The 26,015-nt window shown below is 60.9% G+C and carries 28 protein-coding genes; 25 read left to right on the top strand and 3 right to left on the bottom strand.

The window, feature by feature from the left end; all coding sequences use genetic code 11:
• Positions 1–24: 24 nt before the first annotated feature.
• A complete protein-coding gene (locus tag AC13EY_RS17245; protein ID WP_233049411.1) occupies positions 25–1,269 on the top strand; it encodes a lipoprotein-releasing ABC transporter permease subunit in 1,245 nt (414 codons plus the stop codon).
• Positions 1,262–1,942 carry a lipoprotein-releasing ABC transporter ATP-binding protein LolD gene (gene lolD / locus AC13EY_RS17240; protein ID WP_482876936.1) on the top strand — a complete coding sequence of 227 codons (681 nt, stop codon included), beginning with the start codon at positions 1,262–1,264 and terminating at the stop codon, positions 1,940–1,942. Before AC13EY_RS17245 ends, lolD begins: the two co-directional genes overlap by 8 nt.
• Before the next feature lie 4 nt (positions 1,943–1,946).
• Here lolD and AC13EY_RS17235 read toward each other — a convergent pair whose 3' ends face one another.
• Entirely contained in the window at positions 1,947–2,477 is a 531-nt protein-coding gene (locus tag AC13EY_RS17235; RefSeq protein WP_088276617.1) for a DUF2062 domain-containing protein, read from the bottom strand.
• A 102-nt stretch (positions 2,478–2,579) separates the two neighbouring features.
• On the opposite strand from AC13EY_RS17235, the gene AC13EY_RS17230 reads away from it, so the two are divergent.
• The 8 genes from AC13EY_RS17230 (at position 2,580) to murB (ending at position 9,471) form a co-directional block, all read left to right on the top strand.
• Positions 2,580–4,823, top strand: a complete 2,244-nt coding sequence (locus AC13EY_RS17230) for a DNA internalization-related competence protein ComEC/Rec2 (RefSeq protein WP_482877043.1) — start codon at positions 2,580–2,582, stop codon at positions 4,821–4,823.
• Between the two features lie 84 nt (positions 4,824–4,907).
• The gene (locus AC13EY_RS17225) at positions 4,908–5,585 is read left to right on the top strand and encodes a MotA/TolQ/ExbB proton channel family protein (protein WP_482876934.1); all 678 of its coding nucleotides are present in this window, start codon (positions 4,908–4,910) and stop codon (positions 5,583–5,585) included.
• A gap of 2 nt (positions 5,586–5,587) precedes the next feature.
• The gene (locus AC13EY_RS17220; RefSeq protein ID WP_088276463.1) at positions 5,588–6,022 is read left to right on the top strand and encodes an ExbD/TolR family protein; all 435 of its coding nucleotides are present in this window, start codon (positions 5,588–5,590) and stop codon (positions 6,020–6,022) included.
• Positions 6,019–7,041 (top strand): tetraacyldisaccharide 4'-kinase, encoded by a 1,023-nt coding sequence (gene lpxK / locus AC13EY_RS17215; RefSeq protein WP_335600388.1) that lies wholly within the window; start codon positions 6,019–6,021, stop codon positions 7,039–7,041. The genes AC13EY_RS17220 and lpxK overlap by 4 nt, the downstream gene beginning before the upstream one ends.
• A gap of 3 nt (positions 7,042–7,044) precedes the next feature.
• A complete protein-coding gene (locus tag AC13EY_RS17210; RefSeq protein ID WP_088276460.1) occupies positions 7,045–7,230 on the top strand; it encodes a Trm112 family protein in 186 nt (61 codons plus the stop codon).
• Positions 7,231–7,232: 2 nt separating this feature from the next.
• Positions 7,233–7,991, top strand: coding sequence for a 3-deoxy-manno-octulosonate cytidylyltransferase (gene kdsB, locus AC13EY_RS17205; RefSeq protein WP_432649132.1), 759 nt, complete (start codon positions 7,233–7,235; stop codon positions 7,989–7,991).
• Positions 7,988–8,455, top strand: a complete 468-nt coding sequence (locus AC13EY_RS17200) for a low molecular weight protein-tyrosine-phosphatase (protein ID WP_482876931.1) — start codon at positions 7,988–7,990, stop codon at positions 8,453–8,455. Before kdsB ends, AC13EY_RS17200 begins: the two co-directional genes overlap by 4 nt.
• Positions 8,449–9,471 carry a UDP-N-acetylmuramate dehydrogenase gene (gene murB / locus AC13EY_RS17195; RefSeq protein ID WP_482876929.1) on the top strand — a complete coding sequence of 341 codons (1,023 nt, stop codon included), beginning with the start codon at positions 8,449–8,451 and terminating at the stop codon, positions 9,469–9,471. Before AC13EY_RS17200 ends, murB begins: the two co-directional genes overlap by 7 nt.
• A gap of 69 nt (positions 9,472–9,540) precedes the next feature.
• Here the strand turns inward: murB and rne are convergent, their stop codons facing one another.
• On the bottom strand, positions 9,541–12,729 hold the full coding sequence (gene rne, locus AC13EY_RS17190; RefSeq protein WP_482876927.1) for a ribonuclease E: 3,189 nt from the start codon (positions 12,727–12,729) through the stop codon (positions 9,541–9,543).
• A 672-nt stretch (positions 12,730–13,401) separates the two neighbouring features.
• On the opposite strand from rne, the gene rluC reads away from it, so the two are divergent.
• Genes rluC through sppA form a run of 3 tightly spaced genes read left to right on the top strand, consistent with a single transcriptional unit; the run spans position 13,402 to position 16,037 of the window.
• Positions 13,402–14,367 carry a 23S rRNA pseudouridine(955/2504/2580) synthase RluC gene (rluC, locus tag AC13EY_RS17185; protein ID WP_482876925.1) on the top strand — a complete coding sequence of 322 codons (966 nt, stop codon included), beginning with the start codon at positions 13,402–13,404 and terminating at the stop codon, positions 14,365–14,367.
• Complete coding sequence (locus AC13EY_RS17180) at positions 14,354–15,049, top strand: HAD-IIIA family hydrolase (RefSeq protein ID WP_285678112.1); 696 nt, start codon at positions 14,354–14,356, stop codon at positions 15,047–15,049. The genes rluC and AC13EY_RS17180 overlap by 14 nt, the downstream gene beginning before the upstream one ends.
• A 19-nt stretch (positions 15,050–15,068) precedes the next feature.
• Positions 15,069–16,037 (top strand): signal peptide peptidase SppA, encoded by a 969-nt coding sequence (sppA, locus tag AC13EY_RS17175; protein ID WP_285678116.1) that lies wholly within the window; start codon positions 15,069–15,071, stop codon positions 16,035–16,037.
• 2 nt (positions 16,038–16,039) lie between these two features.
• On the opposite strand, the gene AC13EY_RS17170 is transcribed toward sppA, so the two are convergent.
• Positions 16,040–16,618, bottom strand: a complete 579-nt coding sequence (locus AC13EY_RS17170; RefSeq protein WP_088275393.1) for a Maf family protein — start codon at positions 16,616–16,618, stop codon at positions 16,040–16,042.
• Between the two features lie 209 nt (positions 16,619–16,827).
• On the opposite strand from AC13EY_RS17170, the gene AC13EY_RS17165 reads away from it, so the two are divergent.
• The 12 genes from AC13EY_RS17165 to AC13EY_RS17110 all read left to right on the top strand — a co-directional run bounded on the left by AC13EY_RS17165 (position 16,828) and on the right by AC13EY_RS17110 (position 26,014).
• On the top strand, positions 16,828–17,271 hold the full coding sequence (locus AC13EY_RS17165; RefSeq protein WP_160003160.1) for a YceD family protein: 444 nt from the start codon (positions 16,828–16,830) through the stop codon (positions 17,269–17,271).
• 19 nt (positions 17,272–17,290) lie between these two features.
• A complete protein-coding gene (gene rpmF, locus AC13EY_RS17160) occupies positions 17,291–17,473 on the top strand; it encodes a 50S ribosomal protein L32 (RefSeq protein WP_088275389.1) in 183 nt (60 codons plus the stop codon).
• A 3-nt stretch (positions 17,474–17,476) separates the two neighbouring features.
• Positions 17,477–18,496 (top strand): phosphate acyltransferase PlsX, encoded by a 1,020-nt coding sequence (plsX, locus tag AC13EY_RS17155; protein ID WP_285678111.1) that lies wholly within the window; start codon positions 17,477–17,479, stop codon positions 18,494–18,496.
• Positions 18,497–18,582: 86 nt separating this feature from the next.
• The gene (gene fabD, locus AC13EY_RS17150) at positions 18,583–19,521 is read left to right on the top strand and encodes an ACP S-malonyltransferase (RefSeq protein ID WP_338213484.1); all 939 of its coding nucleotides are present in this window, start codon (positions 18,583–18,585) and stop codon (positions 19,519–19,521) included.
• 10 nt (positions 19,522–19,531) lie between these two features.
• Positions 19,532–20,272 (top strand): 3-oxoacyl-ACP reductase FabG, encoded by a 741-nt coding sequence (gene fabG, locus AC13EY_RS17145; RefSeq protein ID WP_482876921.1) that lies wholly within the window; start codon positions 19,532–19,534, stop codon positions 20,270–20,272.
• Between the two features lie 173 nt (positions 20,273–20,445).
• Complete coding sequence (gene acpP / locus AC13EY_RS17140) at positions 20,446–20,682, top strand: acyl carrier protein (protein ID WP_088275384.1); 237 nt, start codon at positions 20,446–20,448, stop codon at positions 20,680–20,682.
• 198 nt (positions 20,683–20,880) lie between these two features.
• Positions 20,881–22,122 (top strand): beta-ketoacyl-ACP synthase II, encoded by a 1,242-nt coding sequence (fabF, locus tag AC13EY_RS17135; RefSeq protein WP_233049420.1) that lies wholly within the window; start codon positions 20,881–20,883, stop codon positions 22,120–22,122.
• The gene (pabC, locus tag AC13EY_RS17130) at positions 22,119–22,949 is read left to right on the top strand and encodes an aminodeoxychorismate lyase (protein WP_335598878.1); all 831 of its coding nucleotides are present in this window, start codon (positions 22,119–22,121) and stop codon (positions 22,947–22,949) included. Before fabF ends, pabC begins: the two co-directional genes overlap by 4 nt.
• A gap of 2 nt (positions 22,950–22,951) precedes the next feature.
• Entirely contained in the window at positions 22,952–24,004 is a 1,053-nt protein-coding gene (gene mltG, locus AC13EY_RS17125; RefSeq protein ID WP_335598880.1) for an endolytic transglycosylase MltG, read from the top strand.
• Complete coding sequence (gene tmk, locus AC13EY_RS17120; protein WP_228246209.1) at positions 24,001–24,633, top strand: dTMP kinase; 633 nt, start codon at positions 24,001–24,003, stop codon at positions 24,631–24,633. Before mltG ends, tmk begins: the two co-directional genes overlap by 4 nt.
• A complete protein-coding gene (locus AC13EY_RS17115) occupies positions 24,626–25,621 on the top strand; it encodes a DNA polymerase III subunit delta' (RefSeq protein WP_335598877.1) in 996 nt (331 codons plus the stop codon). The genes tmk and AC13EY_RS17115 overlap by 8 nt, the downstream gene beginning before the upstream one ends.
• Before the next feature lie 36 nt (positions 25,622–25,657).
• Positions 25,658–26,014, top strand: a complete 357-nt coding sequence (locus tag AC13EY_RS17110) for a PilZ domain-containing protein (protein WP_088275375.1) — start codon at positions 25,658–25,660, stop codon at positions 26,012–26,014.
• Position 26,015 lies beyond the last annotated feature (1 nt).

Here is a 26,015-nt window from a genome sequence, read left to right as displayed (position 1 = left end):
GGAGCATAAGGTAAACCGCTTTTCATGTTCAGACCTTTACCCTTTTTTATCGGCCTGCGCTATACCCGCGCCAAGCGGCGAAATCATTTCATTTCCTTCATCTCGCTGATTTCCATGCTCGGGCTGACGCTGGGCGTTATGGTCATGATCCTGGTGCTGTCGGTAATGAACGGCTTTGATCGGGAGTTGCGCACACGGATTCTCGGTATGGTGCCACACGCCACAATCAACGGTTACCAGCCGATCAGTGACTGGCAATCGCTGGCCGAGCGCTTCGAGCAGAATCCGAAGGTGGTTGGCACTGCACCCTTTATTCAGCTTCAGGGCATGTTGACGCACAACGGCAGCGTTGCGCCGGTGCTGGTCAACGGTATCGAGCCGCAGGCAGAGAAGCGCGTCTCGATTCTGGAAAACCACATGCAATCGGGCTCGCTGGATAATCTGTCGGCAGGAGAGTTCGGCATCGTGATCGGCGAGCTGATAGCCAAGCGCTTCAACGTGGCGGTGGGTGACAAGCTGACATTCGTGCTGCCTGAGGCCTCGGTTACTCCGGCGGGGGTCTTTCCGCGACTCAAGCGCTTCACCGTGACCGGCGTTTTCAAGGTGGGTGCCGAGCTGGACAGCTCGCTGGCCATGATTCACGTTGATGACGCTGCCCGGCTCAGTCGCTGGGAACCGGGCCAGGTCCAGGGCGTTCGGCTGAAATTGAAGAACCTGTTTGAGGCTCCGCAGGTGGCCTGGGATCTGGTGCGTGAACTGCCGGGTGACTACTACGCCCAGGACTGGACCCGTACGCACGGTAACCTGTTTGCCGCGATCAAGATGGAAAAGACCATGATTGGCCTTCTGCTGATGCTGATCGTCGCAGTCGCTGCGTTCAATATCATTTCCACCCTGGTTATGGTGGTGACCGACAAGAAGGCGGATATCGCGATCTTGCGGACCCTGGGCGCCACGCCAGGGGCGATCATGGGGATATTTATGGTGCAGGGCTCGCTGATCGGTGTGGTGGGCACCCTCAGTGGCGGTATTCTGGGCGTGCTTGCCGCGCTGAATGTCTCCGAGATGGTCGCCTGGCTTGAGCGCGTGCTGGGTATTCAGTTCCTCAGCTCGGATGTGTATTTCATCAGCTACCTGCCATCCCAGCTGATCTGGAGTGATGTGGTCGTCATCTGTGTGACGGCACTGAGTCTCAGCTTCCTTGCTACCCTCTATCCCGCCTGGCGGGCCTCACGAACCGAGCCTGCGGAGGCGCTGCGCTATGACTGATCTGGTTCTCGAATGTCGGGATCTGTGCAAGGACTACGCCGTCGGGCCGCAGAATTTGCGGGTACTGAATAATGTTCAGCTTCACCTTCAGCGTGGTGAGCGGGTGGCCATTGTCGGCAGCTCCGGGTCCGGCAAGACGACGCTGCTCAATATGCTTGGCGGCCTGGATACACCGACATCAGGCGAGGTGCGACTGGCCGGGCGACAGCTGTCCGCCCTGAAGGAGGTGGAGCGGGGCCGGCTGCGCAATGAGGAGCTCGGGTTCGTCTATCAGTTTCATCATCTGCTGCCGGAGTTCAGTGCGCTGGAGAATGTCTGCATGCCGCTGCTGATCGGTCGCACGCCGATTGCCGAGGCGCGTGAGCGTGCCACAGCCATGCTGGAGCGTGTCGGCTTGGGCAAGCGCATCGGGCACAAGCCGGCGGAGCTGTCAGGCGGCGAGCGGCAGCGGGTTGCCATTGCCCGTGCCTTGATCAATCAGCCTGCCTGTGTGCTGCTCGACGAGCCGACCGGTAATCTGGATCAGGATACTGCCGAGAGTGTCCAGCAGTTGATGCTGGAACTGAGCCAGACCCTGCAAACGGCCTTTCTGGTGGTAACTCACGATCTTGCGCTGGCTGCGCAGATGGATCGTACCCTCACCCTGCGTCAGGGCCAGTTGCTGTCGGCCTGAGGCTTCACTCCTGCGATTGGCGACGACGTCGCAATTTGCGTCGTTGCCAGTTGCGTGACACCCACATGCGCCAATACAACAGCGTCAGCACGTAACCCAGTGCTGCGACGACGGTGCCGACCACCAGCGACCCCAGCAGCAGGGGTTGCCAAATGTGATGCAGTTCAGCCATCAGCCAGTTCACTGACAGCTCCATCGGCATGCTGCGCTCGGATGCGCCAAGCAGCAATACGCCGACCTGATACTGGGCGAAGAAAATCGGCGGCATGGTGACCGGGTTGGTCAGCCAGACCAGGCTGACCGAAATTGGCAGGTTGGAGCGCGCGATAATGGCGATGGCAGCGGCAACGGCCATTTGCATCGGTATTGGCATCAAGGCTACGAACAGGCCAACCGCCATGGCGCGTGAGACGCTGTGTCGGTTGAGATGCCACAGATTCGGATCATGCAGCAAATTACCCATGAACTGCAGGGATTTGCTGCCCTTGATACGGTCGGGGTGGGGCATCATGCGTTTGAGGAAACGGCGCGGCATCGCAGGGTTCGGTCTGGCTGGCGTGGGCCAATTATGCATGGAATGTCGGGCGGGCACTACTGCCTGACGGCTAAAGCAAAACAGGATGTTTGCGTGAATGAAATGCGCCTGCTGCTGTTCAGCCTGCTGGCGGGGCTGCTCTGTCCGCTGCTGTTCTCGGCTCTGCCGCCCTGGCAGCCGTTTGCATTCGGCTTCGTGCTTTTGCTGGTGTTCTGCTGTCTTCGGCCAGCAGCGGCAGTCCGGCCTGTTATGGCGTTCCTGCTGGCCTTTTGCTGGGCCCTGTTCAGTCATCAGCTGCTGCTTGATCGGCGCTTGCCCGAGGCACTGGATAATCAGCGTATTCAGCTCAGTGGTCGCATCGACTCGTTACCCGCACAGACGGAAACAGGCTGGCGCTTTCTGCTGCGCGATGTACGCGATGCGAGTGGGCAGGCTTTGCCGAACATGCGCCTGCACTGGTGGGGTGGTGAGCCGCTGGCGGCGGGGGAACACTGGCGGTTTGAGGTACGTCTGCGGCGGCCTCGCGGTATGCGTAATCCCGGCACGTTCGATTACGAAGCCTGGTTGTATGCCCAGGGCATTGGTGCAGTCGGCAGTGTGACAGCCGGCCAGCGCATTGAGCCTGCTCCGGGCTGGGGGCAGTGGCGCGATCGATTGCAGGCCCGCCTGGCCGGCACGCTCGAGGCTGTTGAGGGCGGGCGGCGGCTGCTGGCCTTGCTGACGGGGGACCGTCAGGCGCTTGACCAGGCGGATTGGGATCGACTGCAGACAACCGGTACAACCCATCTGCTGGTTATCTCCGGCCTGCATGTCGGCATGCTGGCGGCAGCGGTGTTTGCCCTGACTGCCCTTGTCCTGCGTTACCTTCCGCTACGCTGGTCACGCCCTCAGCTGTGGTTGAGCGCACCTGTTGCCTTGCTGGCAGCGGCCGGATATGCCGGACTTGCCGGTATGGAGGTACCGGTTCAGCGTGCACTGCTGATGTGCTCGCTGGTGTTGCTGCTGAAGCTTTGGCGGCGTCAGTTGCCGGCCATTGAGCTGTGGCTGGCGGCGATGGTCATGGTCACCCTGGTCAATCCTGCTGCACCGCTGCGGGCGGGTTATTGGCTGTCGTTTATGGCGGTGGGGCTGCTGTTGCTGGGGATGGGAGGTCGGCTGCACGTCCGTGCCCCATGGTGGCGCTGGGGACGCTCGCAATGGATTGCCTTCGCAGGCCTTTGGCCCTGGTTGCTGCTGTGGGGGATGCCGGCCAGTACCGTCGCCATGGGCGTCAATCTGCTGGCAATCCCCTGGGTCAGTCTGCTGATTGTGCCTGCAGCTTTGCTTGGCGCTGTGCTTGACCTGCTTTTCGGGGTGGATCTGCTGCTTCTGCTGGCGGCCCGCCTGCTCAATCTGCTGATGCTTGCGTTGGACTGGGTGGCGCAGTGGGGCGCTGTGCTGCATCTGCCGTTCCCCGGCTGGCTGGCCTGGATGATTGGCCTGCTGGGTGTGCTGATCTGGCTGTTGCCGGTTGGGCTGTTGCGTCCGCTCGGGGTGTTATGTGTTCTCCCCTTGTTGCTGCCCCAGCACGAGCGTCCGCTGGCGGGCGAGGCGCGTGTGGTCGTGCTGGACGTGGGGCAGGGGCTGGCGGTTCTGGTACAGACCGCCCGCCACGATCTGTTGTACGACGCTGCCGCACGGCATGCCAGCGGATTCGACCTGGGTGAGGCGGTTGTCGCCCCGGGCTTGCTGGGTCTGGGTGTCCGTCAGCTGGATCTGCTGCTGTTGAGTCATGCTGATACGGATCATGCCGGCGGCGCGGTTGCCGTCATGCAGCGGCTGCAACCGCACCGGGTGATCAGCGGTGAGGCCGAGCAGCTGCCTGCGGCGCTGGCGGCTGTGCCCTGTACTAACGGGCAGGAGTGGGTCTGGGACGATGTGCGCTTTCGCCTGTTGCAGGCGCAGAACGAAGGGGAGGACGGCAATGCGCGCTCCTGCGTTCTGCAGATATGGGCAGGCCAGCGCTCTGTGCTCTTGCCGGGTGATATCGGCAAGGCGGACGAGCTGCAATTGCTGGCGCAGCTGGCGCCCGCTGATGTGCTGTTGGCGCCCCATCATGGCAGCCGCAGCTCTTCCAGCTATGCCTTCATCAGGCGTCTCGAGCCGCACTGGGTTGTCTTCAGCGCGGCCTATCACAACCCCTTCGGACACCCCCATCAGCAGGTTGTGGATCGGTACCGCGAATTGGGCAGTGAAGCAATTTATACTGGCAGCGCCGGTGCGGTCAGCTTTATCCTGAGCCCGGATCGGCCGCTTGTTCCGGAGTGGCGCTGGCGCGACAGGGCGCGGCGTTTCTGGCATGAATAACAAACAGTAGTGCGCTGCTTGCGCGGGCCTTTGAGCCGGCTCGCTGTGCTAGAGTAGGCAACGTTTTTGGGGGAGGGATCGCTTGTGTGGGAATTGATCAGTTCTGGCGGATGGTTGATGTTGCCCATCATCCTGTCGTCAGTCATCGCGGTGGCCATTGTTATCGAGCGTCTATGGACGCTGCGCAGCGGCAGAGTGGCGCCGGCCAATCTGCTTGGACAGGTCTGGCGATGGGTCAAGGATGGTCAACTGGACTCGACAAAACTCAAGACGCTGCGCGCCGACTCTCCACTGGGTGAGATTCTGGCTGCGGGGCTGGCCAACTCGCGTCACGGTCGCGAGATCATGAAAGAGTGTATCCAGGAAGCCGCCGGCAAGGTGGTGCACGAACTGGAACGCTACCTCAATACCCTTGGGACCATTGCAGCCATTACGCCGCTACTCGGCTTGCTGGGTACCGTGATCGGCATGATTGACGTGTTCAGCGCGATCATGATCCAGGGCACGGGCAACACCGGCGTGCTGGCGGGTGGCATCTCCAAGGCGCTGATTACAACGGCAGCCGGCCTGACGGTCGCCATTCCTGCCGTGTTCTTCCACCGCTTTTTCGTGCGCCGCGTGGACGAACTGGTCGTCACCATGGAGCAGGAAGCGACCAAGCTGGTTGAAGTCATGCAGGGTAACCGCGAGGTGGACTTTAACGGCAACGGCAACGGCAACGGCAACGGCCGCAAGGTTGCGACCGGCGCAAAGGGGGCCTGAGCGTGAACTTTCGCCGGCAGAAGATAGAAGAGGTCAGCGTCAACCTGACACCGCTGATCGACGTGGTGTTTCTGCTGCTGATCTTCTTCATGGTGTCCACCACCTTTACCCGCGAAACCCAGCTGAAGCTTGATCTGCCGGAGGCCGTATCGGGTGAGCGGGTGGAAGACCGTACCGTCAAACAGCTGGAACTTACCATCAACGCGGCAGGTGAGATGGCGTTGAATGAACGCACCCTGATCAGCTCCGACCTCAAGACCCTGATGGCGGCGCTGCAAAAAGAGTCCGCAGGTGACAGCCAGATCCCTCTGGTGATCAGTGCAGACGCCCAGACCCCGCACCAATATGTCATTACCGCCATGGACGCCGCCGGTCAGCTCGGTTTCAATCGCCTGCGCCTGACCACCAGTGAAGCCGAGGCGGACGCGCAGCAGTGAGCGGGCCCTCGCTGGAGCAGCGGCTGCTGCGTGCCTGGTATGACAAGGCTGCCTGGCTGGCTCTGCTGCGGCCTCTTTCTGCCCTGTATCGCTGTCTGGCGGTGCGTCGCAGACAGGCTTATCTGACCGGTGCGCGCGCGCAGTGGCAGCCGCCAGTGCCGCTGATCGTGGTTGGCAATATCACGGTAGGCGGCACTGGCAAGACGCCGATGGTGGTGTGGCTGGTCGAGTATCTGCGTGCGCGTGGCTATCGGGTTGGGGTGGTCAGCCGTGGCTACGGCGCCAGGCCACCGAGCTATCCGTGGAGCGTGTCTGCCACCGATGATCCTGCGGTCTGTGGTGACGAGCCAGCCTTGCTGGTCCGCCGCTGTGGCGTGCCAGTGGTGATTGACCCTGATCGGCCCGCCGCTGCGCGTCATCTGCTCGCCACCACGGATGTAAACCTGATTATCAGCGACGATGGTTTGCAGCATTACGCGCTGGGGCGCACTGTCGAGCTGGTCATGCTGGATCAGCAGCGTGGGCTGGGTAACGCGCGCTGTCTGCCTGAGGGGCCACTGCGTGAGCCGGCCGAGCGACTGGAGTCGGTTGATCTGGTGGTCAGAAATGGTGCCGCCGGCGATGCGGTCGATGGCTTTGGCATGCAACTGTTGCCTCGGGCACTGGTCAATCTGGTAACCGGGGAGCGGGTTGCCGCGGCGCGCTGGTCCGGGCCACGTCAGGTGACAGCCATGGCCGGCATCGGCAATCCGCAGCGCTTTTTTCGCACCCTCGATGACCTGGCCTTTGATTTTGATACCCGTATCTTTCCCGACCACGCGCATTACGACGCGTCCATACTGTCGGTTCTTCCGACGGACCGCCCGGTGGTGATGACCGAGAAGGATGCGGTGAAGTGCGCGCCGCAGGCGCAAGAAAACTGGTGGTATCTGAGTGTTGAGGCTCAATTGAGTGAGGCTTTCGCGGCGGCGCTGTACCGCCTGTTGCCTTCTCCTTCCGATGAAATCAAGCAGGAGTAACTGATGGACCCTAAATTGCTGGATGTACTGGCGTGTCCCTTGTGCAAGGGGCCGCTGGTGCTGAGTAACGACAAGCAGGAATTGTGGTGCCGCGCCGACGGCCTGGCGTTCCCCGTGCGCGATGGTATTCCGGTGATGCTGGAAACCGAAGCGCGGGCTCTGGATGCCGATGAAAAGTTGGGTGACTGAACATGTTCCACGTCATCATCCCGGCACGTTATGCCTCCACCCGATTACCCGGCAAGCCATTGCAGCTGATTGACGGCAAGCCGATGGTCCAGCATGTCTGGCAGCAGGCGTGCAAGAGCGGTGCAGCCTCGGTGATTGTGGCCACCGATGATCAGCGCATCATGGATGCCTGTGCTGGTTTTGGCGCCAGGGCAATCATGACCCGGGCGGACCATCCGACCGGGACTGATCGCCTGCAGGAAGTAGTGAGTCAGCTGGGTCTGCCGGACGACGCCTGTGTGGTCAATGTGCAGGGTGATGAGCCGATGATTCCGCCTGCGGTCATTGATCAGGTGGCGGCCAACCTGATCGCGGCGCAGGACGCAGGTATCGCGACCCTTGCTGAGCCGATTCACGACAGCGAGACCCTGTTCAATCCCAATGCGGTCAAGGTGGTCTGTGATCATCAGGGCTACGCGCTGTACTTCAGTCGAGCGCCCATGCCCTGGTGTCGTGATCAGTTTGCAAACGGCCCGGCGGCGTTGCCGGATGCCATTCCGTTCCGTCGCCACGTGGGTATCTATGCCTACAAGGTCAGCTTCCTTCATGCCTACGTTGGCTGGCCTGCCAGTCCGCTGGAAACGGCCGAGTCACTTGAGCAATTGCGTGCGCTCTGGTTCGGTACCCGTATTCACGTCGCTGATGCCTGCCAGACATTGCCGGCTGGTGTCGATACCGCCGAGGATCTCGAGCGGGTGCGGGCACTGCTGGGGTCGGCATGACTCGAGTTCTGTTTGTTTGTCTGGGCAATATCTGTCGCTCGCCTACTGCGCAGGGTGTGTTCGAGGCCATGCTCGCCGAACGGGGGCTGCAGGCGCACTACACGGTGGATTCGGCCGGTACCGGCGGCTATCACGCCGGAGAGGCGCCTGATCGCAGGGCCCAGCTGGCAGCCCGCCGCCGCGGTTACGATCTCAGTGCCCAGCGTGCCCGCGCCGTGTGCGCAGACGACTTTGAACAGTTCGATCTGATACTGGCGATGGATCGCAGCAACCTGGAGAACCTGTTGCGGGTCGCGCCAGCCAACTGTGCTGCCCGAATTCGGCTGTTCATGAGTTATGCGCCGTCCTTGTCCGCAGAGGTACCCGATCCGTATTTCGGTGGTGATGAAGGCTTTGAGCAGGTGCTGGACATGCTGGAGGCGGCCTCCGCCGGGCTATTGGATGAGGCGCACAACGGATGCTGACGCTGGAGACCAACGCTGAGCTGCAACCGTTCAACACGATGGCTATTCGCGAACGCGCCGAGTATCTGGTGCGGGTGGAATCTGACGTCGAGCTGCGCGAAGCGCTCGCGCAGGCTGACGCGCGTGGCTGGCCGGTTACCCTGTTGGGAGGTGGTAGCAACATCGTGGTGGCGGGTCCTGTTTCGGGGCTCGTCGTAGCGATGTGCAGTCGGGGGCGGCGGATTTTGCAGCGCCGGGGCAGTGACGTGCTGATCGAGGCCGAGGCAGGGGAGAACTGGCATCGTCTCGTGGGCTGGTCGCTGGATCTTGGCTTGAGCGGGCTGGAGAACCTGGCGCTGATTCCGGGTACGGTGGGCGCTGCGCCAGTGCAGAACATTGGCGCCTACGGTGTCGAAGTGCGTGATCTGTTTGACAGCCTGGATGCCCTTGATCGCGAGACCGGCGAAATTCGCTGCTTTACCCGTGATGCGTGCGATTTTGCCTATCGTGACAGCGTGTTCAAGCGTGCCGCCGGGCGTTTTGTCATTCTCCGTGTTCGCCTGCGTTTGCACACGCGTGCCCAGTTGCGAGTGGATTACGCGCCGCTCGCTGCGGCCTGGGCGTCGACGGGCCTGAGTCGGCCGGATGCAAGGGTTGTCGCCGAGCTGGTCATGTCGATTCGGCGAAGCAAGCTGCCGGACCCGGCCGTCGTGCCCAATGCGGGAAGTTTTTTCAAGAATCCACTGGTCCCGGGCTTGGCGGCAGATCAGCTCGCCACCCGGTTCCCGGCGATGCCGCAATTTCCGCAGGCTGACGGACAGGTAAAGCTGGCGGCGGGCTGGTTGATTGATCAGGCGGGCTGGAAAGGCTATCGAGAGGGGCCGGTCGGCGTGCACAGTGAGCAGGCGCTGGTACTGGTCAATCCGGGCGGAGGTAGTGGTGCCGAGGTACTCGGGCTGGCCGAGAAAATCAGGCAGGACGTGTTTCAGCGTTACGGTGTAATGCTCGAGCAGGAGCCGCCGGTGGTCGGTCTATAACCTTGGTGGTGAAGATATTGGGCGCATAAAAAAGGGGATGCATTGCATCCCCTTTTTCGTTGCCGACTATCAGGGCTTGTCGCCCTCTGTCGGCTCAGGCTTGCGCGGCGCTTGTTCCGTCTCGGCCTGTTCTGGCGATGGCTCTACCTGAGCGTCGGCCTGCACGGCTTCGTCGGCAGCTGCAGCATCTGCAGGTTGCTCGGCAGCAGCATCGGTGAGCAGATCAACCTGTTGAGGCTGGCTCGGCTCTACCTCTGCAGCCTTTTGCTCGACAGCCTCTGTCGGCGCTTCAGGCTGATCGACACCGGCTTCCTGCGCGGCAGGTTGCTCAGGCTGTACCTGTGCGGCCCTGGCCGCTTCTTCCTCGGCCTGACGCTTGGCTTCAAGCTGGCGCTTGCGAATCTCGCGTGGGTCGTTGTAGGCGCGGCCGCTCTCTGTCAGGGCGGGGATGCTGCTTTCGGCCTGAACCGGCTGCTCGGCGACGGCTTCGACCTTGGGCGCTTCTGCAGGTACTTCTGCTGCCGGCTGCTGGCTGGCTTCTACCTTGGGTTCCACCTCTGCAGTTACCTGCGCGACAGGCGCTGGCTCTTCGGCTGGCTGTTCGACCGCTGCCGGCTCGCTGGAGACCGCTGCCTCGGTGCTTTCTACCGGTGCTTCGCTCTCCTGGCTCTCGGTCTTGGCCTCAGCTTCGACTTTGGCTTCAGCTTCGATGCTGGCTTCCTGCGGCTGAGCCTGGCTGAAGGCTTCAACGGCTGTCTCGATGGAGGCCTCTGCCTTGCTTGCCGCTTCACTCAGGCTGGCTTCGACCGGTGATTGCAGGTCGGTAACCTCGGCCTGCTGCTCGTCATCAGCCTTGCCCTCGGCCGGTGCGTCCCCGGTATTGGCGGTTGCTGTCGCTACTGCTGCAATGCTGGCTGCGTCCGGGTTGCTGTCAGCTGAGGCTGAGGTTGCTGCGTCTGCGTTATCGCCCTGGCTCTCGGTATCGGTCCCTTCGGCTTGCGGACGACGACGGTTGTTGCGGCGGCGCTGGCTGCTGCGAGAGCGACGTTTGGGGCGTTCACCTTCGCCGGCGTCGGTTTCCGCGCTGACGCTTTCGTCGGCCACATCGGCGGCGCTGACCTGATCTTCGATCTGCTCGACCGGCTCAGTCTGCTCGGGGCGCGGCTGTTGCGGCCGACGCTCGCGCTGCGGGCGCTCCTGGACGGGGCTGTCCTCGCGGCTGCTCTGCTGCTCTGTATCCGCCTGTGGCGCAGCAGCAGGAGCCGGACGACGACGGCGGCGCTGCTGATTGCCACCCTCGTTGCGCGCTTCTGTGCTTTCTGCTTCGTTGCTGCGCTCGGTGCGCGGCTGTTGTTTGCGCTCAGTGTCCTGACGGTTGCCGCGCTCGCTGCGTTCGTTGCGTTCAGGGCGTTCTGCACGCTCACCGCGCTCACCGCGCTCGCCGCGCTGACGGCGGTTACGGTTGTTGCGGCGCTCGTCGGCGTTGCGGCTGCTGCGCTCGCGCTTCGGTTCGCTGCTGGCTTGCTCCTGCTGTTTGGCAGGCTCGGCCGCAGGCTGCTCACTGGCAAACAGGCCGACCAGGCTCTTGATCAGGCCCTTGAACAGATTGGGTTGGGCGGCCTGAACCGCTTCAACGGCAGCCGGCGGAGTCGGCGCGGGGCGTGCAGGGGAGAGTGCCTTGACGGCGGCTTCCTGGCGTACGATGGCGCGGGTCTGGCTAACCGGAGCCGGCTCTTCCACTTCAATCGTGCTGGTGGCGTTGTAGCTGGTTTCACCGTTCAGGACAGATTCGTGGTCGTCGCGCAGGCGCTGGACATCGAAATGCGGGGTGTCCATGTGCGGGTTTGGCAGAACCAGTACGCGCACGCGGGTGCGTGCTTCGGTTTTGGCCAGAGCATCGCGCTTTTCGTTCAGCAGGAAGGTGGCAACCGGTACCGGCACGTGGGCGCGGACTTCGGCTGTGCGTTCCTTCAGGGCTTCTTCTTCGATCAGGCGCAGAACCGACAGCGACAGCGATTCGACATCGCGAATGGTGCCGCGGCCATTACAGCGAGGGCAGACGATACCGCTGGTTTCACCCAGCGACGGACGCAGGCGCTGACGAGACATTTCCAGCAGGCCAAAGCGAGAGATGCGGCCAACCTGAACGCGGGCGCGATCGGCTTCCAGGCTCTCGCGAACGCGTTCCTCAACGGCGCGCTGGTTTTTGGCCGGCGTCATATCGATGAAGTCGATAACAATTAGGCCGCCAATGTCGCGCAGGCGCAGCTGGCGGGCTATCTCTTCAGCCGCTTCCAGGTTGGTCTGCAGTGCGGTTTCCTCGATATCGCCACCCTTGGTTGCGCGGGCGGAGTTGATGTCGATGGAGACCAGGGCTTCGGTATGGTCGATTACGATAGAGCCGCCGGACGGCAGCTTCACTTCGCGCTCGAATGCGGTCTCGATCTGGCTTTCGATCTGGAAGCGATTGAACAGCGGCACGGGGTCTTCATACAGCTTGACCTTGCTCGCGTACTGCGGCATGACCTGGCTGATGAAGTTAAGGGCCTCTTCCTTGACCTCTGGGCTGTCAATCAGCACTTCACCGATGTCCTGGCGCAGATAGTCACGAATGGCGCGGATGATGACATTGCTTTCCTGATAGATCAGGAACGGGCTCTTGCGTTCTTCGGAGGCACCCTTGATGGCTTCCCAGAGCTGCAGGAGGTAGTCAAGGTCCCATTGCAGTTCTTCGGCGCTGCGGCCAAGGCCTGCGGTGCGCACGATCATGCCCATATCGGCAGGGACGTTGAGGCTGTTCAGGGCTTCGCGCAGTTCATTGCGCTCTTCACCCTCGATGCGTCGGGAAATGCCGCCGGCACGCGGGTTGTTCGGCATCAGCACCAGATAGCGGCCAGCGAGGCTGATGAAGGTGGTCAGGGCTGCGCCCTTGTTGCCGCGTTCTTCCTTGTCGACCTGGACGATGACTTCCTGGCCTTCTTTCAGAACGTCTTTGATGTTGACGCGACCTTCGACCTGTTTGGAGAAGTATTCGCGGGAGATTTCCTTGAGCGGGAGAAAGCCGTGTCGTTCGGAGCCGAAGTCGACAAAGGCGGCTTCCAGGCTGGGTTCGACGCGGGTGATACGGCCTTTGTAGATGTTGGCCTTTTTCTGCTCGCGAGCGCCGGATTCGATATCCAGATCGTAGAGGCGTTGACCATCTACCAGGGCGACACGCAACTCTTCGGGTTGAGTTGCGTTAATGAGCATTCTTTTCATGAAGTACCGTTGTGTTTCCGATGCTTTCCGGTCTACACGGGCACGGCACCTGCGACTCTCTGGTTCGGTGTCAGGTGTGTTTCTGTCATCGGCACTCGGCCGAGATGCAGAGTTCACATCGCCAGGTTATGGCGACAGTTCAATCTGTTACAGCTACTGCATACAGAGAAACTGCTTCTGGACCCCCGGCAGAACGGTTCTGGCGGGCGCGGCAGCGGGTGGCTGCCGGAAGGGGCTCTAGGGTGTCAGCGCATTGTCTGCGGGGGCCTTCGAGCCATACAGCCGTCGCACCTTGCGCGGCTGCCGGGAATCCTTGGGGAGGAATCAGCTGGACTGGGGACGGGGACACGCTGTTTGGCAAGTGTCTACGCTCGTCACATCATCCTGAAGCTGTGCATCTCCACCTAAACACGTACCCATCTGAATCGGGTGCCGCTCCGTTGTTGGTCGGTAGCGGGTTAATGTTCTGGCCTTCATCACGATGGCCAGGGTGTAAGCATGAGTCCTGTCGGCGGCGGGTGTTGCCTGCTGCGACCGGGCTGCATGTGGTTGTTTCTGGGGTTTGGCAGGTGGTTTTGACCTGAGATCCCCGGCTGCAGAATTGGCAGCTCGCCGGACTATAGCAGTATTTTTTAAGTGCTTCAATTGAATGAAAAATTGTATGATGCGCCGATGAAAAACACCTCTCCAGAACTGCCTGCCCAAGTCCAATTCGATGATATCTCTGCCGATCAGGCGGGGCAGCGCATCGATAATTATCTGATTACGCGCCTCAAGGGGGCTCCCAAGACGCTTGTCTATCGCATTTTGCGCAAGGGCGAGGTGCGAGTGAACAAGGGTCGGGTCAAGCCGGACTACCGCCTGCAGGCGGGCGACCAGTTGCGCATCCCGCCGGTGCGTCTGCCGGCGCCTGACGAGCCGGTGCTGGTCGGGCAGGGCATTCTCAATGCGCTCGAGCAGAATATCCTGTTTGAAGACAAGGGAATTGTTGTGGTGAACAAGCCGGCTGGCCTGGCGGTTCATGGGGGTAGCGGTCTGCATTTCGGCGTTATTGAGGCAATGCGCCAGTTGCGTCCGGATTGTCCGCAAATGGAGCTGGTCCATCGGCTTGATCGTGATACCTCCGGCTGCCTGATGATTGCCAAAAAGCGCAGTGTGCTTCGGCATCTTCATGCGGCGCTGCGGGGTGATGGTGTCAACAAGCGGTATTGGGCTCTGGTGCGCGGGCGCTGGCCCGGGTCGACAAAAAAGGTGCATGCGCCTTTGCAGAAAAATAATCTGCGCTCCGGCGAGCGTATGGTTGAGGTGGATCCGGCCGGCAAGGAGAGTCTGACCGAGTTCAAGGTGTTGCAGCGGTTTGCCGATTACGCGACCCTGGTCGAGGCAAGGCCCATTACCGGTCGCACTCATCAGATTCGAGTGCATGCCAAGTATGCGGGGCATCCAATTGGTGGCGACCCCAAGTACGGTGATGATGACTTTTCCCGCGAGTTGCGAGAGCTGGGCGGCAAGCGCTTGTTTCTGCATGCGCGCTCGCTGTCGGTGGAAATGGCTGATGGCAGCATGCTGGAAGTTGAGGCCGAGCCGGGTCCGATGTGGGATGAAACGCTGCGCAGGCTGGCCAATGTCGGCAATTGATACGCTGATTTTTGATTGGGATGGCACGTTGGCTGATTCGGTTGGTCATATCGTCAGTGTCATGCAACGCGCAGCGGCAGCGGTCGGGCTCGATGTGCCTGCTTCGGATGCGGTGCGCGGGATTATCGGTCTGAGTCTGTCCGAGGCGGCGGCCAGGCTGTTTCCGCAGCAGTCTCATCTGCATGTCGTTGTGGTCGAGGCCTACCGCGATATCTATCTGTCTGAGGATCAGACAAGCGTGTCATTGTTCCCTGGTGTGCGTGAGGCGCTTGATACCTGGCGTGAGCAGGGGTTCAGGTTGGCGGTGGCCACAGGCAAGGGGCGTAAGGGCCTGGCTCGAATTCTCGAGCAGCACGATATGCTCGATTATTTCGATGCAACGCGCTGTGCTGACGAGGCGGTGAGCAAGCCGGATCCTGCCATGCTGCACCAGTTGGTTGATATGCTTGAGACCTCTGCCGCGCGCTCGCTGATGGTTGGCGACAGCAGTTTTGATATTGAGATGGCACATAATGCCGGGATGCGTTCGGTCGCCGTCAGCTATGGCGCTCAATCGCGGGCGCAGCTGCTGGCTTGTGCGCCCTTGCATTGTATTGATGTGTTTGCCGAGTTGCCGTTGTGGCTGCGTGCTCAGCGTGCTGATTGGCAGGTAATCGGACTGAGAGGCTGTAATGGATCGTGATCGCTGGACTGAAGGTGAAATGGTGTCTACGGCTGACTCCAAGGGCGCTGTTGAGGACGCCAAGGCGTGGGCTTTGCTTGAAAGTACACTGAATGCGTCGCTGCAGGAGCAGCGGCGGTCACGCCGTTGGGGGATTTTCTTCAAGCTGCTGACCTTTACCTATCTGTTTGTGGCGCTGGCGCTGTTGTCGCCCCTTGGGCAGTTGGGGTCCTCTGCCGCGGTAGGACCGCATACGGCGGTTATTGAGGTGCGCGGCGTGATTGCCGATCAGGAGGAGGCGAGTGCCGACAACCTGGTCGGAGCCTTGCGCGAGGCGTTTGAAGATGAAAACACCAAGGGCATTGTGCTGCGAATCAACAGTCCAGGTGGAAGTCCAGTGCAGTCCGGTTACGTCTATGACGAAATCAAGCGGCTGCGCGCACTGCATCCGGATGTGAAGGTGTATGCGGTTATTACCGATATTGGCGCCTCGGGTGCCTATTACATTGCCTCCGCTGCAGATGAAATCTATGCCGATAAGGCCAGTCTTGTGGGTTCGATCGGGGTAACTGCTGCCGGCTTCGGATTTGTCGGCACCATGGATAAGCTGGGTGTCGAGCGGCGTACCTATACCGCCGGCGAGCACAAGGCGTTCCTGGATCCGTTTCAGCCGGAAAAGCCCGATGAGCGTGCCTTCTGGCAGCAGGTGCTGAACACCACCCATGAGCAGTTTATTCGCAGTGTGCGTGTGGGGCGTGGAGATCGGCTGAAAGAGACGCCGGATATGTTCAGCGGTCTGGTCTGGTCGGGTGAGCAGGCGCTGGAGCTTGGTCTGGTTGATGGTTTGGCGAGTACGTCTGCCGTTGCACGTGATGTGATCGGTGCTGAGGATCTGGTCGATTTCACCCGTCAGGAGTCGCCGCTGCAGCGCTTTACTCGCCAGCTGGGCGCCAGTGTCGGAGCGGAGCTGGCGACGCGCCTCGGGTTGCAAGGTCCGTCGCTGCGCTGAGTTCAGGGTAGGTTGAGGCCTTCGTTCGCGAGCATGGCGCGCAGGCGGATCAATGGCAGTCCGATCAGGCTGGTCGGGTCATTCCCCTGGATGCGTGCAATCAGGGTGATGCCGAGTCCCTCCGACTTGAAGCTGCCGGCGCAGTCGTAGGGTTGCTCAAGTTGCAGGTAGCGCTCGATCTCCTCGGGGTTCAGGTCGCGAAAGGTGACGTGCACGGGCTCGATGCAGGTTTGTTCGTGACCGTTTGCGCTGTTCAGGACGCAAAGGGCTGTTGAAAAGGTCAGTGTGCGGCCGCTGCTGCGGGTCAGTTGGTCGACTGCGGCGGCGTGGCTCACTGGCTTGCTGACGGGTTCCCCATCGAGCAGCAGGACCTGATCCGAGCCGATGATGAGGTGATCGCTGAATCGGCTGCGCAGTGTCTGTGCTTTGGTTCGGGCCAGGCGCTGGGTGAGTTGCTCGGCGGTTTCGCCCGGCTGCGGGGTTTCGTCGATATCCGGCGAGGCGCACTCGAACGGCTGTCGAAGGCGTTCAAGCAGGCTCTTGCGGTATGGTGAACTGGAAGCAAGAACCAGTTTTTGCATGTTGTATCTCCGCTGGGTTGAGGTGCTTATGGTAGCGGCTGGGATGATTGTTGTGCGAGCTGCCGAACGGCATGCCCAAGGGCTTAAATAGTTTTGACAGGCGGGGTTTGTGCCCCTAGAATTGCGCGCTTATGTCTGGAACCATACCCCCGCACATCGAACCGGCTCGACTGGTTGACCGCAGAATTACGCTGAAAGGCGTAGTGAAGGTGAGCAGTCTTGAGCGCTTTTCGGCGGTGTTGCAGGCCGCGACTGGAGAAGTTCAGGTTGAACTGTACTTTTCCCGGGACGAGCAGCGCATAGCAACCATGCATGGTCATTATCAGGTCGATGCGCCGTTGTTGTGTCAGCGTTGTCTTGAGCAGGTTGTCGTGCCGATCGACAGCGAGTGTGATGTGGGGTTTGTAACGAGCGACGAGGCGGCAAAACAGCTTCCGCGTCACTATGAACCGGTTATTGTGGGTGATGAACCGCTCGATCTGCATGCGCTGATCGAGGACGAGCTGCTCCTGGCTTTGCCTGCAGTTCCGATGCATCCGCAACAAACATGTCAGCATCCGCCAGGGTATCGCCCTGAGACGGCGGAGCTGGAGGAAAAGTCTGAGAAGCCTAATCCTTTCAGCGTGCTGGCCAAATTAAAACGCGATACCTGAGCTTAGGAGCTTATTAGTCATGGCTGTTCAGCAGAACAAAAAGTCCCGTTCCGCACGCGGCATGCGTCGTTCGCATGATGCCCTGTCCGCCTCCGCCTTGTCCGTCGACAAGACCACTGGTGAAACCCACCTGCGCCACCACGTTTCCCCTGACGGTTTCTACCGTGGTCGTCAGGTGATCAACAAGGACAACGACGAATAAGTCTTGTCCACGTCAATCCGCATTGCGATTGATGTGATGGGCGGGGACCGCGGTCCCCGCTGCATTGTCCCTGCTGCGCTGCGCAGTCTCTCGCTGTACCCCTTCCTGCATATTACTCTGGTTGGTGCTGCCGACATCGTCGAGCCCCTGCTGAGTAGTGCTGCTGTTGATTCTGATCGTCTGTCATTTCGTCCTGCCCGTGAACAGATTCTCGCTGATGATCCGCCTGCCAGCGTGCTGCGCGGTAAGCGCGATGCCTCCATGCGTGTTGCTCTTGAGCTGGTCCGGGACGGGCAGGTTGATGGCTGTCTGAGTGCGGGCAATACCGGTGCGCTGATGGTGCTTGCGCGTGCGGTGCTGGGCACCCTTGAGGGTATTCGTCGGCCTGCAATCATGGCCGCATTGCCGGTATCGGGGCGCCTGTGTCATGTCCTTGATCTGGGTGCGAACGTAGATTGCCCGGCCGAACAGTTGGTCGAGTTTGCGATCATGGGCGCTGCCGCGGCCGCTGAGCTGAGCGGTAACCCGGCGCCGCGGGTCGGACTGCTGAATATCGGCAGCGAGACGCATAAGGGCAATCGCCAGGTACGTCAGGCGGCTGCGTTGCTGCAGGTCTGCCCGGCGATCAATTACGTTGGTTCGGTCGAGGGTGATGGCCTGTTTCGGGGTGAGGCGGACGTAGTGGTCTGTGATGGCTTTGTCGGTAATGTGCTGCTGAAAGCCAGCGAAGGGGTTGCGGGCTACCTGCAGGCGGAGCTGCGCAGTGCGGTGGCGGATAGCTGGTTGCTGCGCTGGCTGGCACCGCTGGTGCTGCATGCCACCCGGCGCACGCGCGAGCGCCACGACCCGGCACGTTATAACGGGGCTAGCCTGCTTGGTCTGCGCGGCGTGGTGATGAAAAGCCACGGTTCGGCAGATGAGGAGGCGATTCTGGCTGCCATAGGGCATACGCTCAAGGCGTGTCAGGCCCGCTTGCCGGAGCGTATTGCTGGTCGGGTGCGTGAATGCGGGGCCGTGCTGTGACCCCGGGCGCATTGCCGGCATCCAAATTCCGATGTCACACGCAGGTGTCTAGACTCTCTGCAATCTTTTGATAACAGGATGATGTTATGACTAACACCCTTGGCTTTGTCTTTCCCGGTCAGGGCTCCCAGTCCGTCGGCATGCTGAGCGAACTGGCCCAGCAGCACGCGATTATCACTGAGACGTTTGCCGAAGCATCCAGTGCTCTGGGTTACGATCTCTGGGCGCTGAGCCAGAACGGTCCTGAAGCGGATCTGAATCGCACCGATCGCACCCAGCCTGCGATTCTGACTGCGTCTGTTGCCCTGTGGCGACTCTGGTGTGCCGAATCCGGCGTGCGTCCTGGCTTTGTTGCCGGGCACAGCCTGGGTGAATATTCGGCGCTGGTTGCGGCCAATGTGCTTGATTTTGCCGATGCGGTGCGTCTGGTTGAGCGTCGCGGCCAGTTGATGCAGCAGGCTGTGCCCGAAGGGCAGGGCAGCATGGCTGCTATTCTGGGGCTGGAGGATCAGCAGATCATTGATATCTGCGCTGCGGCATCTCAGGGTGAGGTAGTCAGTGCGGTCAACTTCAATGCGCCGGGTCAGGTTGTGATTGCCGGGCAGGTCGACGCCGTCGCTCGTGCGATTGATGGCTGCAAGGCGGCTGGTGCCAAGCGTGCGCTGCCGCTGCCGGTCAGCGTGCCTTCGCATTGCGCGCTGATGCAGCCGGCTGCCGAGCAGTTGGCTGAGGACTTTGCGGCGCTGAGCTGGCGCGCGCCGGAGATTACTCTGGTGCAGAACGTTACTGCGCGTCCGGCGTCGGACGTGAACGCGCTGCGTCAGTTGCTGGTCGAGCAGCTGTACAGTCCGGTTCGCTGGGTAGAGTCGGTTGTTTACATGGCCGAGCAGGGCGTAACCGATCTGGTCGAGTGTGGACCGGGCAAGGTGTTGGGTGGTCTGAACAAGCGTTGCGCCAAAGGTGTCAACAACCACAGTCTGGAAAGCGTGGCGGGTTTTGATGCGTTCCGCGCGCAGTTTGCTTGAGGAGCAGGGCATGAGTCTGGAAGGAAAGGTTGCACTGGTTACCGGTGCCAGCAGAGGGATTGGGCAGGCAATTGCGCATGCGCTGGCCGCTCAGGGTGCAGTGGTCGTCGGCACGGCTACCAGCGATGCGGGCGCTCAGGCGATCGCTGGCAAGCTGGCAGAGGCGGGCTACAAGGGTACCGGCATGAAGTTGGATGTGCGTGACGCCGAGTCTGTCAGTGCTGTTTTGTCGGCCATTACCGAGGCCTACGGTGCGCCGGCCATCCTGGTCAATAATGCAGGTATCACCGCCGATAATCTGCTGATGCGCATGAAAGATGAAGAGTGGGATGATGTGATCGGCACCAATCTCAGCTCGGTCTACCGTTTGTCCAAGGCAGTCCTGCGGGGCATGACCAAGGGCCGCTGGGGGCGTATCATCAACATCAGTTCCGTGGTCGGCTGCATGGGTAACGCCGGTCAGTCGAACTACGCTGCGGCCAAGGCGGGTATGGAAGGGTTTACCCGCGCGCTGGCGCGAGAAGTCGGTTCGCGAGCCATTACTGTGAACGCGGTAGCACCTGGCTTTATTGACACCGACATGACGCGTGCGCTTAATGACAGCCAGCGTTCGGTCATGCTGGAGCAAATTCCGCTCGGTCGTCTGGGGCAGGCAGAGGAAATTGCTGCCGCTGTTGCGTTCCTGGCGAGCGAAAATGCTGGCTACATCACCGGTGCTACACTGCCGGTCAACGGTGGCATGTACATGTAATTCACTGCCGGTATCGACCGGGGTCGATATTGGCTTGAGTTTCATTGGGTGGAAGCCGCAGGCTTTGACCTCTTTGCGTCAGAGACGATTCGCGCTTGAAACCAAGAGAATTGTTTCTATAAACTACCCGCAGTCCGGCTTCTCGGAACTGCAAATAGGAGTGAGAACAAGGTATGAGTACCATCGAAGAACGCGTCAAGAAAATCGTTGCCGAGCAGCTCGGTGTCAAAGAAGAAGAAGTAACCAACAGTGCTTCTTTTGTTGAAGATCTTGGCGCTGACTCCCTGGACACCGTGGAGCTGGTGATGGCTCTCGAAGAAGAATTCGAGACCGAGATTCCGGATGAAGAAGCCGAGAAGATCACCACCGTTCAGGAAGCTATCGACTACGTGAACGCTCACCAGAAGTAATCACGTAGCCTGCTTGCAGGACGAAAAAAGCCGCAGTACTGGTTTCCAGGCTGCGGCTTTTTTGCATCCGGCTATTTGCACCTGTCGGTTGTGCCGCGGTTCGTGTTGCCGCAGGCGGCATTTGCACGGACAATAGGGCGATTTTGCGCAGGCTCGCGGGCCTGTAGCGGTTTTCACGAGTTGAATAAGGAGTGTGCCGTGTCGCGCAGACGCGTTGTTGTAACTGGTCTGGGTATGCTGTCGCCGCTGGGTAATTCGGTTGAGAGCAGTTGGCAGGCGGCCCTGGCGGGCAAAAGCGGTATCGGTCCGATCGAACATATGGATGTCAGTGCGTTCTCAACCCGCATCGGCGGCTCGGTTCGCGACTTTGAGGTCGAGCTGTACATGGCGGCCAAGGAAGCGCGCAAGCTGGACCTGTTTATTCAATACGGTCTGGCGGCCTGTATTCAGTCGCTTCAGGACTCGGGTCTCGAAGTCACCGACGAGAATCGCGACCGCATTGGTGTGGTCATGGGGTCGGGTATTGGTGGTCTGACCAACATCGAGAAGAACTGTGAGCAGTTGCTGAACAGCGGCCCGCGTCGCATCTCTCCGTTCTTTGTGCCCGGCTCGATCATCAACATGGTCGCAGGTTACCTGTCTATTCAGTACGGTCTTCAGGGGCCGAACTACGCGCTGACCACTGCTTGCACCACTGGCACGCACAGCATCGGTATGGCCGCGCGCAACATTGCCTATGGCGAAGCCGATGTCATGGTGGCTGGTGGTTCCGAGATGGCGACTACCGGTCTGGGGCTGGGCGGTTTTGCCGCGGCCCGTGCCATGTCGACCCGCAACGATGACCCGCAGGGCGCGAGCCGCCCCTGGGATCGTGAGCGGGACGGCTTCGTGCTGTCCGACGGCGCTGGCGCCATGGTGCTGGAAGAGTACGAACACGCCAAGGCTCGCGGTGCGCGCATTTATGCCGAGCTGGTTGGTTTTGGCATGAGTGGTGACGCCTATCACATGACTGCACCGCCGGAAGACGGGCGTGGCGGAGCCAAGTGCATGGTCAATGCGCTCAGGGATGCCGGTCTGAACCCGGAGGATGTTGACTATATCAACGCCCATGGCACCTCGACTCCGGCTGGTGACATTGCCGAAACCTGTGCGGTCAAGTCTGTGTTTGGCTCCCATGCCCGTGATCTGGCCATCAGCTCGACCAAGTCGATGACAGGACACCTGCTGGGCGCTGCCGGCGCGGTAGAGGCGGTATTCAGTGTCCTTGCACTGCGTGATCAGGTGGCGCCGCCAACCATCAATCTGGATAACCCGGACGAGGGGTGTGATCTGAACTACGTTGCGCACCAGGCGCAGCAGCGCAAGATTGAGGTCACGCTGTCCAACTCCTTCGGTTTTGGCGGTACCAACGGCAGCCTGGTATTCCGTCGCTGCGAATGAGCCAGCCCACACCGGTGGCGACGACATGGGTAAACGGGCGGGTTGCTGATAACCTGCCTGTCACTGATCGCGGCCTTGCCTACGGTGATGGTTTGTTCGAAACCCTGCGTGCCTGCCGCGGTACACTGCCGTTGCAGGCGTTGCATTTGGCACGTCTGCAGCGAGGTTGTGCAGCGTTGCGAATACCCTTTCAGGCGGAGTTGATTGCCGCCGAGCTGAACAACGCAGCAGCCAGGGTCGGCGACGGGGTGGTCAAGCTGATACTGACCCGCGGCACCGGTCAGCGTGGCTATGCCATGCCGGTTGACGCAACGCCGTCGCGGGTAATATCGATTTCCCCCTTGCCTCTGTATCCGTCTGACCGGCGTGATGGCGTCCATCTGTTTGCCTGTACAACACGGTTGGCCGATCAGCCGCTGCTGGCGGGCATCAAGCATCTCAATCGGCTGGAGCAGGTGCTGGCGCGCAGCGAATGGCAGGATCCGGCGTTTGCCGAGGGTCTGGTGTGCGATCAGCAGGGAGCGGTGATCGAATGCACCATGAGCAATCTGTTTGCGCGTGTGGCCGGGCAATGGGTTACGCCAGATCTCGGCCGCTGTGGTGTGCAGGGGGTGATGCGCGAATACCTTCTCGCCCAGCTGGCCGAGCGAGGGCAGCCGGCACGTGTAGCACCGCTCAGTCGTGACGCGTTGTACCAGGCGGATGAGGTATTTTGCTGCAATAGTTTGATAGGGGTCTGGCCGGTTGTAGGGCTGGACGATCAGGTCTGGCAGGTCGGGGGCGAAACCCGGCTGCTGCAATCCCTGGCTGAACAGGTTTATCTGTGAAGATTTTTGCCAAGTTTCTGGTTGTTTCACTGTTTCTGGTTTGTGTCATTGGTCTGGTCGGCGGTGTGTGGGGCTTTCTCACCCTGCAGCGTGCGCTGCATCAGCCGTTGCAGCTGACGGAACCGAGCACGCTGGTGGTTGAGGCCGGCAGCACTCCGGGGCGGGTCTTTGCGCGTCTTGAGCAGCAGGGTGTGCTTGAGGGCGCAGGCTGGCTGCGTCGATATTGGCAGTGGCAAATGAAGGGGGCCGTGCTGCATGTGGGTGAGTACGCACTGCAGCCCGAGATGACGGCGGCCGAGCTGCTGCACATGATGGAGCGCGGAGAGGTTGTTCAACGTACCCTCACACTGGTTGAAGGCTGGAATTTCAATCAGGTGCGCCAGGCGCTGCGTGCGGCCGAACACCTGGAGCAGACCTTGTCGCCAGACCTGAGCGATGCCGAGGTCATGGCGGCTCTGGGGTATGAGGGTGAACATCCGGAGGGACGTTTTTTCCCGGATACCTATCAGTACACGCTGGGCATGAGTGATCGGGACATCCTGCAGCGCGCGCACGAGCGTATGGCGCAGGTACTGGCGGAGGTTTGGGCAGAGCGTGATGAGGGATTGCCGATCAAGTCTGCGTACGAGGCACTGATTCTCGCGTCGATCGTGGAGAAGGAAACCGGAGTACCGTCCGAGCGGGCCGAAATCGCTGGTGTATTTACCCGTCGGCTGCGCATCGGCATGCGGTTGCAGACCGATCCGACCGTGATTTACGGCCTGGGGACGGACTATCAGGGCAATATACGTCGTCGCCACCTGCAGCAGGCGACACCTTACAACACCTATGTGATTGATGGTCTGCCGCCGACGCCGATTGCCATGCCCGGGCGCGATGCGATCGAGGCTGCTGCGCATCCGGCTGACGGCAAGAGCCTGTATTTTGTTGCCAGGGGGGATGGCTCGCACGTGTTCTCCAATACCCTGGCTGAGCATAACCGGGCGGTGCGTGCGTTTCAGCTCAAGCGCCGCAGCGACTATCGATCCAGCCCTGCACCGGAGAGCGCACAATGACAGGTGTATTTGTCACCCTGGAAGGGCCTGAGGGTGCAGGCAAGTCAACCAACCTCGGTTATGTTGCCGACGCATTGCGCCGCGCAGGCTGTGAACCGCTGTTGACCCGTGAGCCGGGTGGTACGCCGATTGCCGAGCGGATGCGCGGGATTCTGCTCGAGCACCATGAAGAGCCGATGGACCCGGATGCGGAGTTGTTGCTGGTTTTTGCTGCGCGCGCCCAGCATCTGAATCGGGTGATCAAGCCGGCGTTGGCGCAGGGGCGTGTAGTCATCAGTGATCGCTTTACCGATGCGACCTACGCCTATCAGGGCGGCGGGCGGGGGATCGACGCTGCTCGCATTGCTGCGCTTGAAAACTGGACTCAAGGCAGTTTGCGGCCTGATTTGACGCTGGTGCTGGATGTGCCGGTTGAGGTGGGTATGGCGAGGGCGCGGGCGCGCAGCGCACTTGACCGTTTTGAAAGCGAGCAGCGGGCCTTCTTCGACGCGGTGCGCGAGACCTATCTGCGGCGTGCTGCAGAACATCCGGCGCGCTATCGAGTCGTCGATGCCAGTGGTGAGCTGGACCAGGTTCAGCGTCACCTTGAACCGGTCATCGCGCAGATTCTGGAGCGCTGGCGTGCTTGAACAGGCCCGTACCCCCTTGCCATGGCACGAACCGCTGTGGGCTGCGTTGGCCGCCCAGCAGCAATTTGCCCATGCCTATCTGTTCTGTGGCCCGGCGGGTGCAGGCAAGCGTCATTTCGCTGCAGCGTTCGCCGGCTGGCTGATGTGTGACCAGCCTGGACCACAAGGCCCGTGCCAGCAGTGTCGCAGCTGTTTGCTTCGCCAGGCCGGCAGTCATCCCGACCTGCTGCTGATCGAGCCGGAGGAGGAGGGCAAGGCGATCCGCGTAGATGCCATCCGTCAGTTGGTTGGCTTCATCAGTCAAACCGCCCAGCAGGGCGGGCGCAAGGTGGTTGTGCTGCAGCCGGCCGAGGCGATGAACCAGAATGCCGCCAATGCGCTGCTCAAGTCGCTTGAGGAGCCAACTGCCGAGACCTATCTGCTGCTGATCAGTGATCAGCCGAGTCGTCTGCTGCCGACCATCCGCAGTCGGTGCCGGGTGCAGCCCCTGGGGTTGCCCGGTCTGCAGCAGGCCCGGGACTGGCTGGGGGCGGAGCTGCCGGATGTGGACGACAATCAGCGTACGCTTCTGCTGCAGATGGCTATGGGGGCTCCGTTGCGAGCGCTGGACTTGCATCAGCAGGGGGCCGTTGCCCACCGGGAAAAGGTGGTTGAAGGTGTCAAGGCGCTGCTGAAGGGACAGATATCCGCGCCCAGGCTGGCCGAGCAGTGGAATAGCATCGCCCTTGATTTGCTGCTGGACTGGTTTGCCGCCTGGACGCTGGAGTTGCTGAAACTGAATCAGGGGGCGCAGGAGGCGGCAAGCAGCGCCGATATGGACAAGGTTCTGGGCTACTTGGCATCGCGGATTCAGGCAAGCGAGCTGCTCGATTGGCAGGATTGGCTGTTGCAGCACCGTCGGCAATTCGACAACAAGGCCAACCTCAATCGCCAGCTGTTCCTCGAAAAGCTGCTTGCGCGCTGGAAAATGCTGGCCGAAAGACGTTAATCTGGCGGCCATCGCGTTGAGTGAAAGGAATGATCAATGACTAATCCCACGGCTCCGGGGCCTCGCAACGGTATTCTGTCGCTGACGATCAAGGACAAGTCGGTGCTTTATGCGGCCTACATGCCGTTCGTCAAGCATGGCGGGCTGTTCATTCCGACCAACAAGAATTACCGCCTCGGTGACGAGGTGTTCATGCTGCTGAATCTGATGGACGAGCCGGAGAAGATCCCGGTTGCCGGCAAGGTTATCTGGGTAACCCCGAAGGGTGCCCAGGGCAATCGCGCGGCAGGTATCGGTGTCCAGTTCAGTGATCAGGATAATACCGCGCGCAGCAAAATCGAAACCTATCTGGCCGGTGCGCTGCAATCGGATCGGCCGACCCACACCATGTAGT

The sequence above is a fragment of the Halopseudomonas sp. L-58 genome (assembly GCF_056859475.1).
Note: the sequence above shows the minus strand (reverse complement) of the source record. Positions and strands in the feature narration are given on the sequence as shown.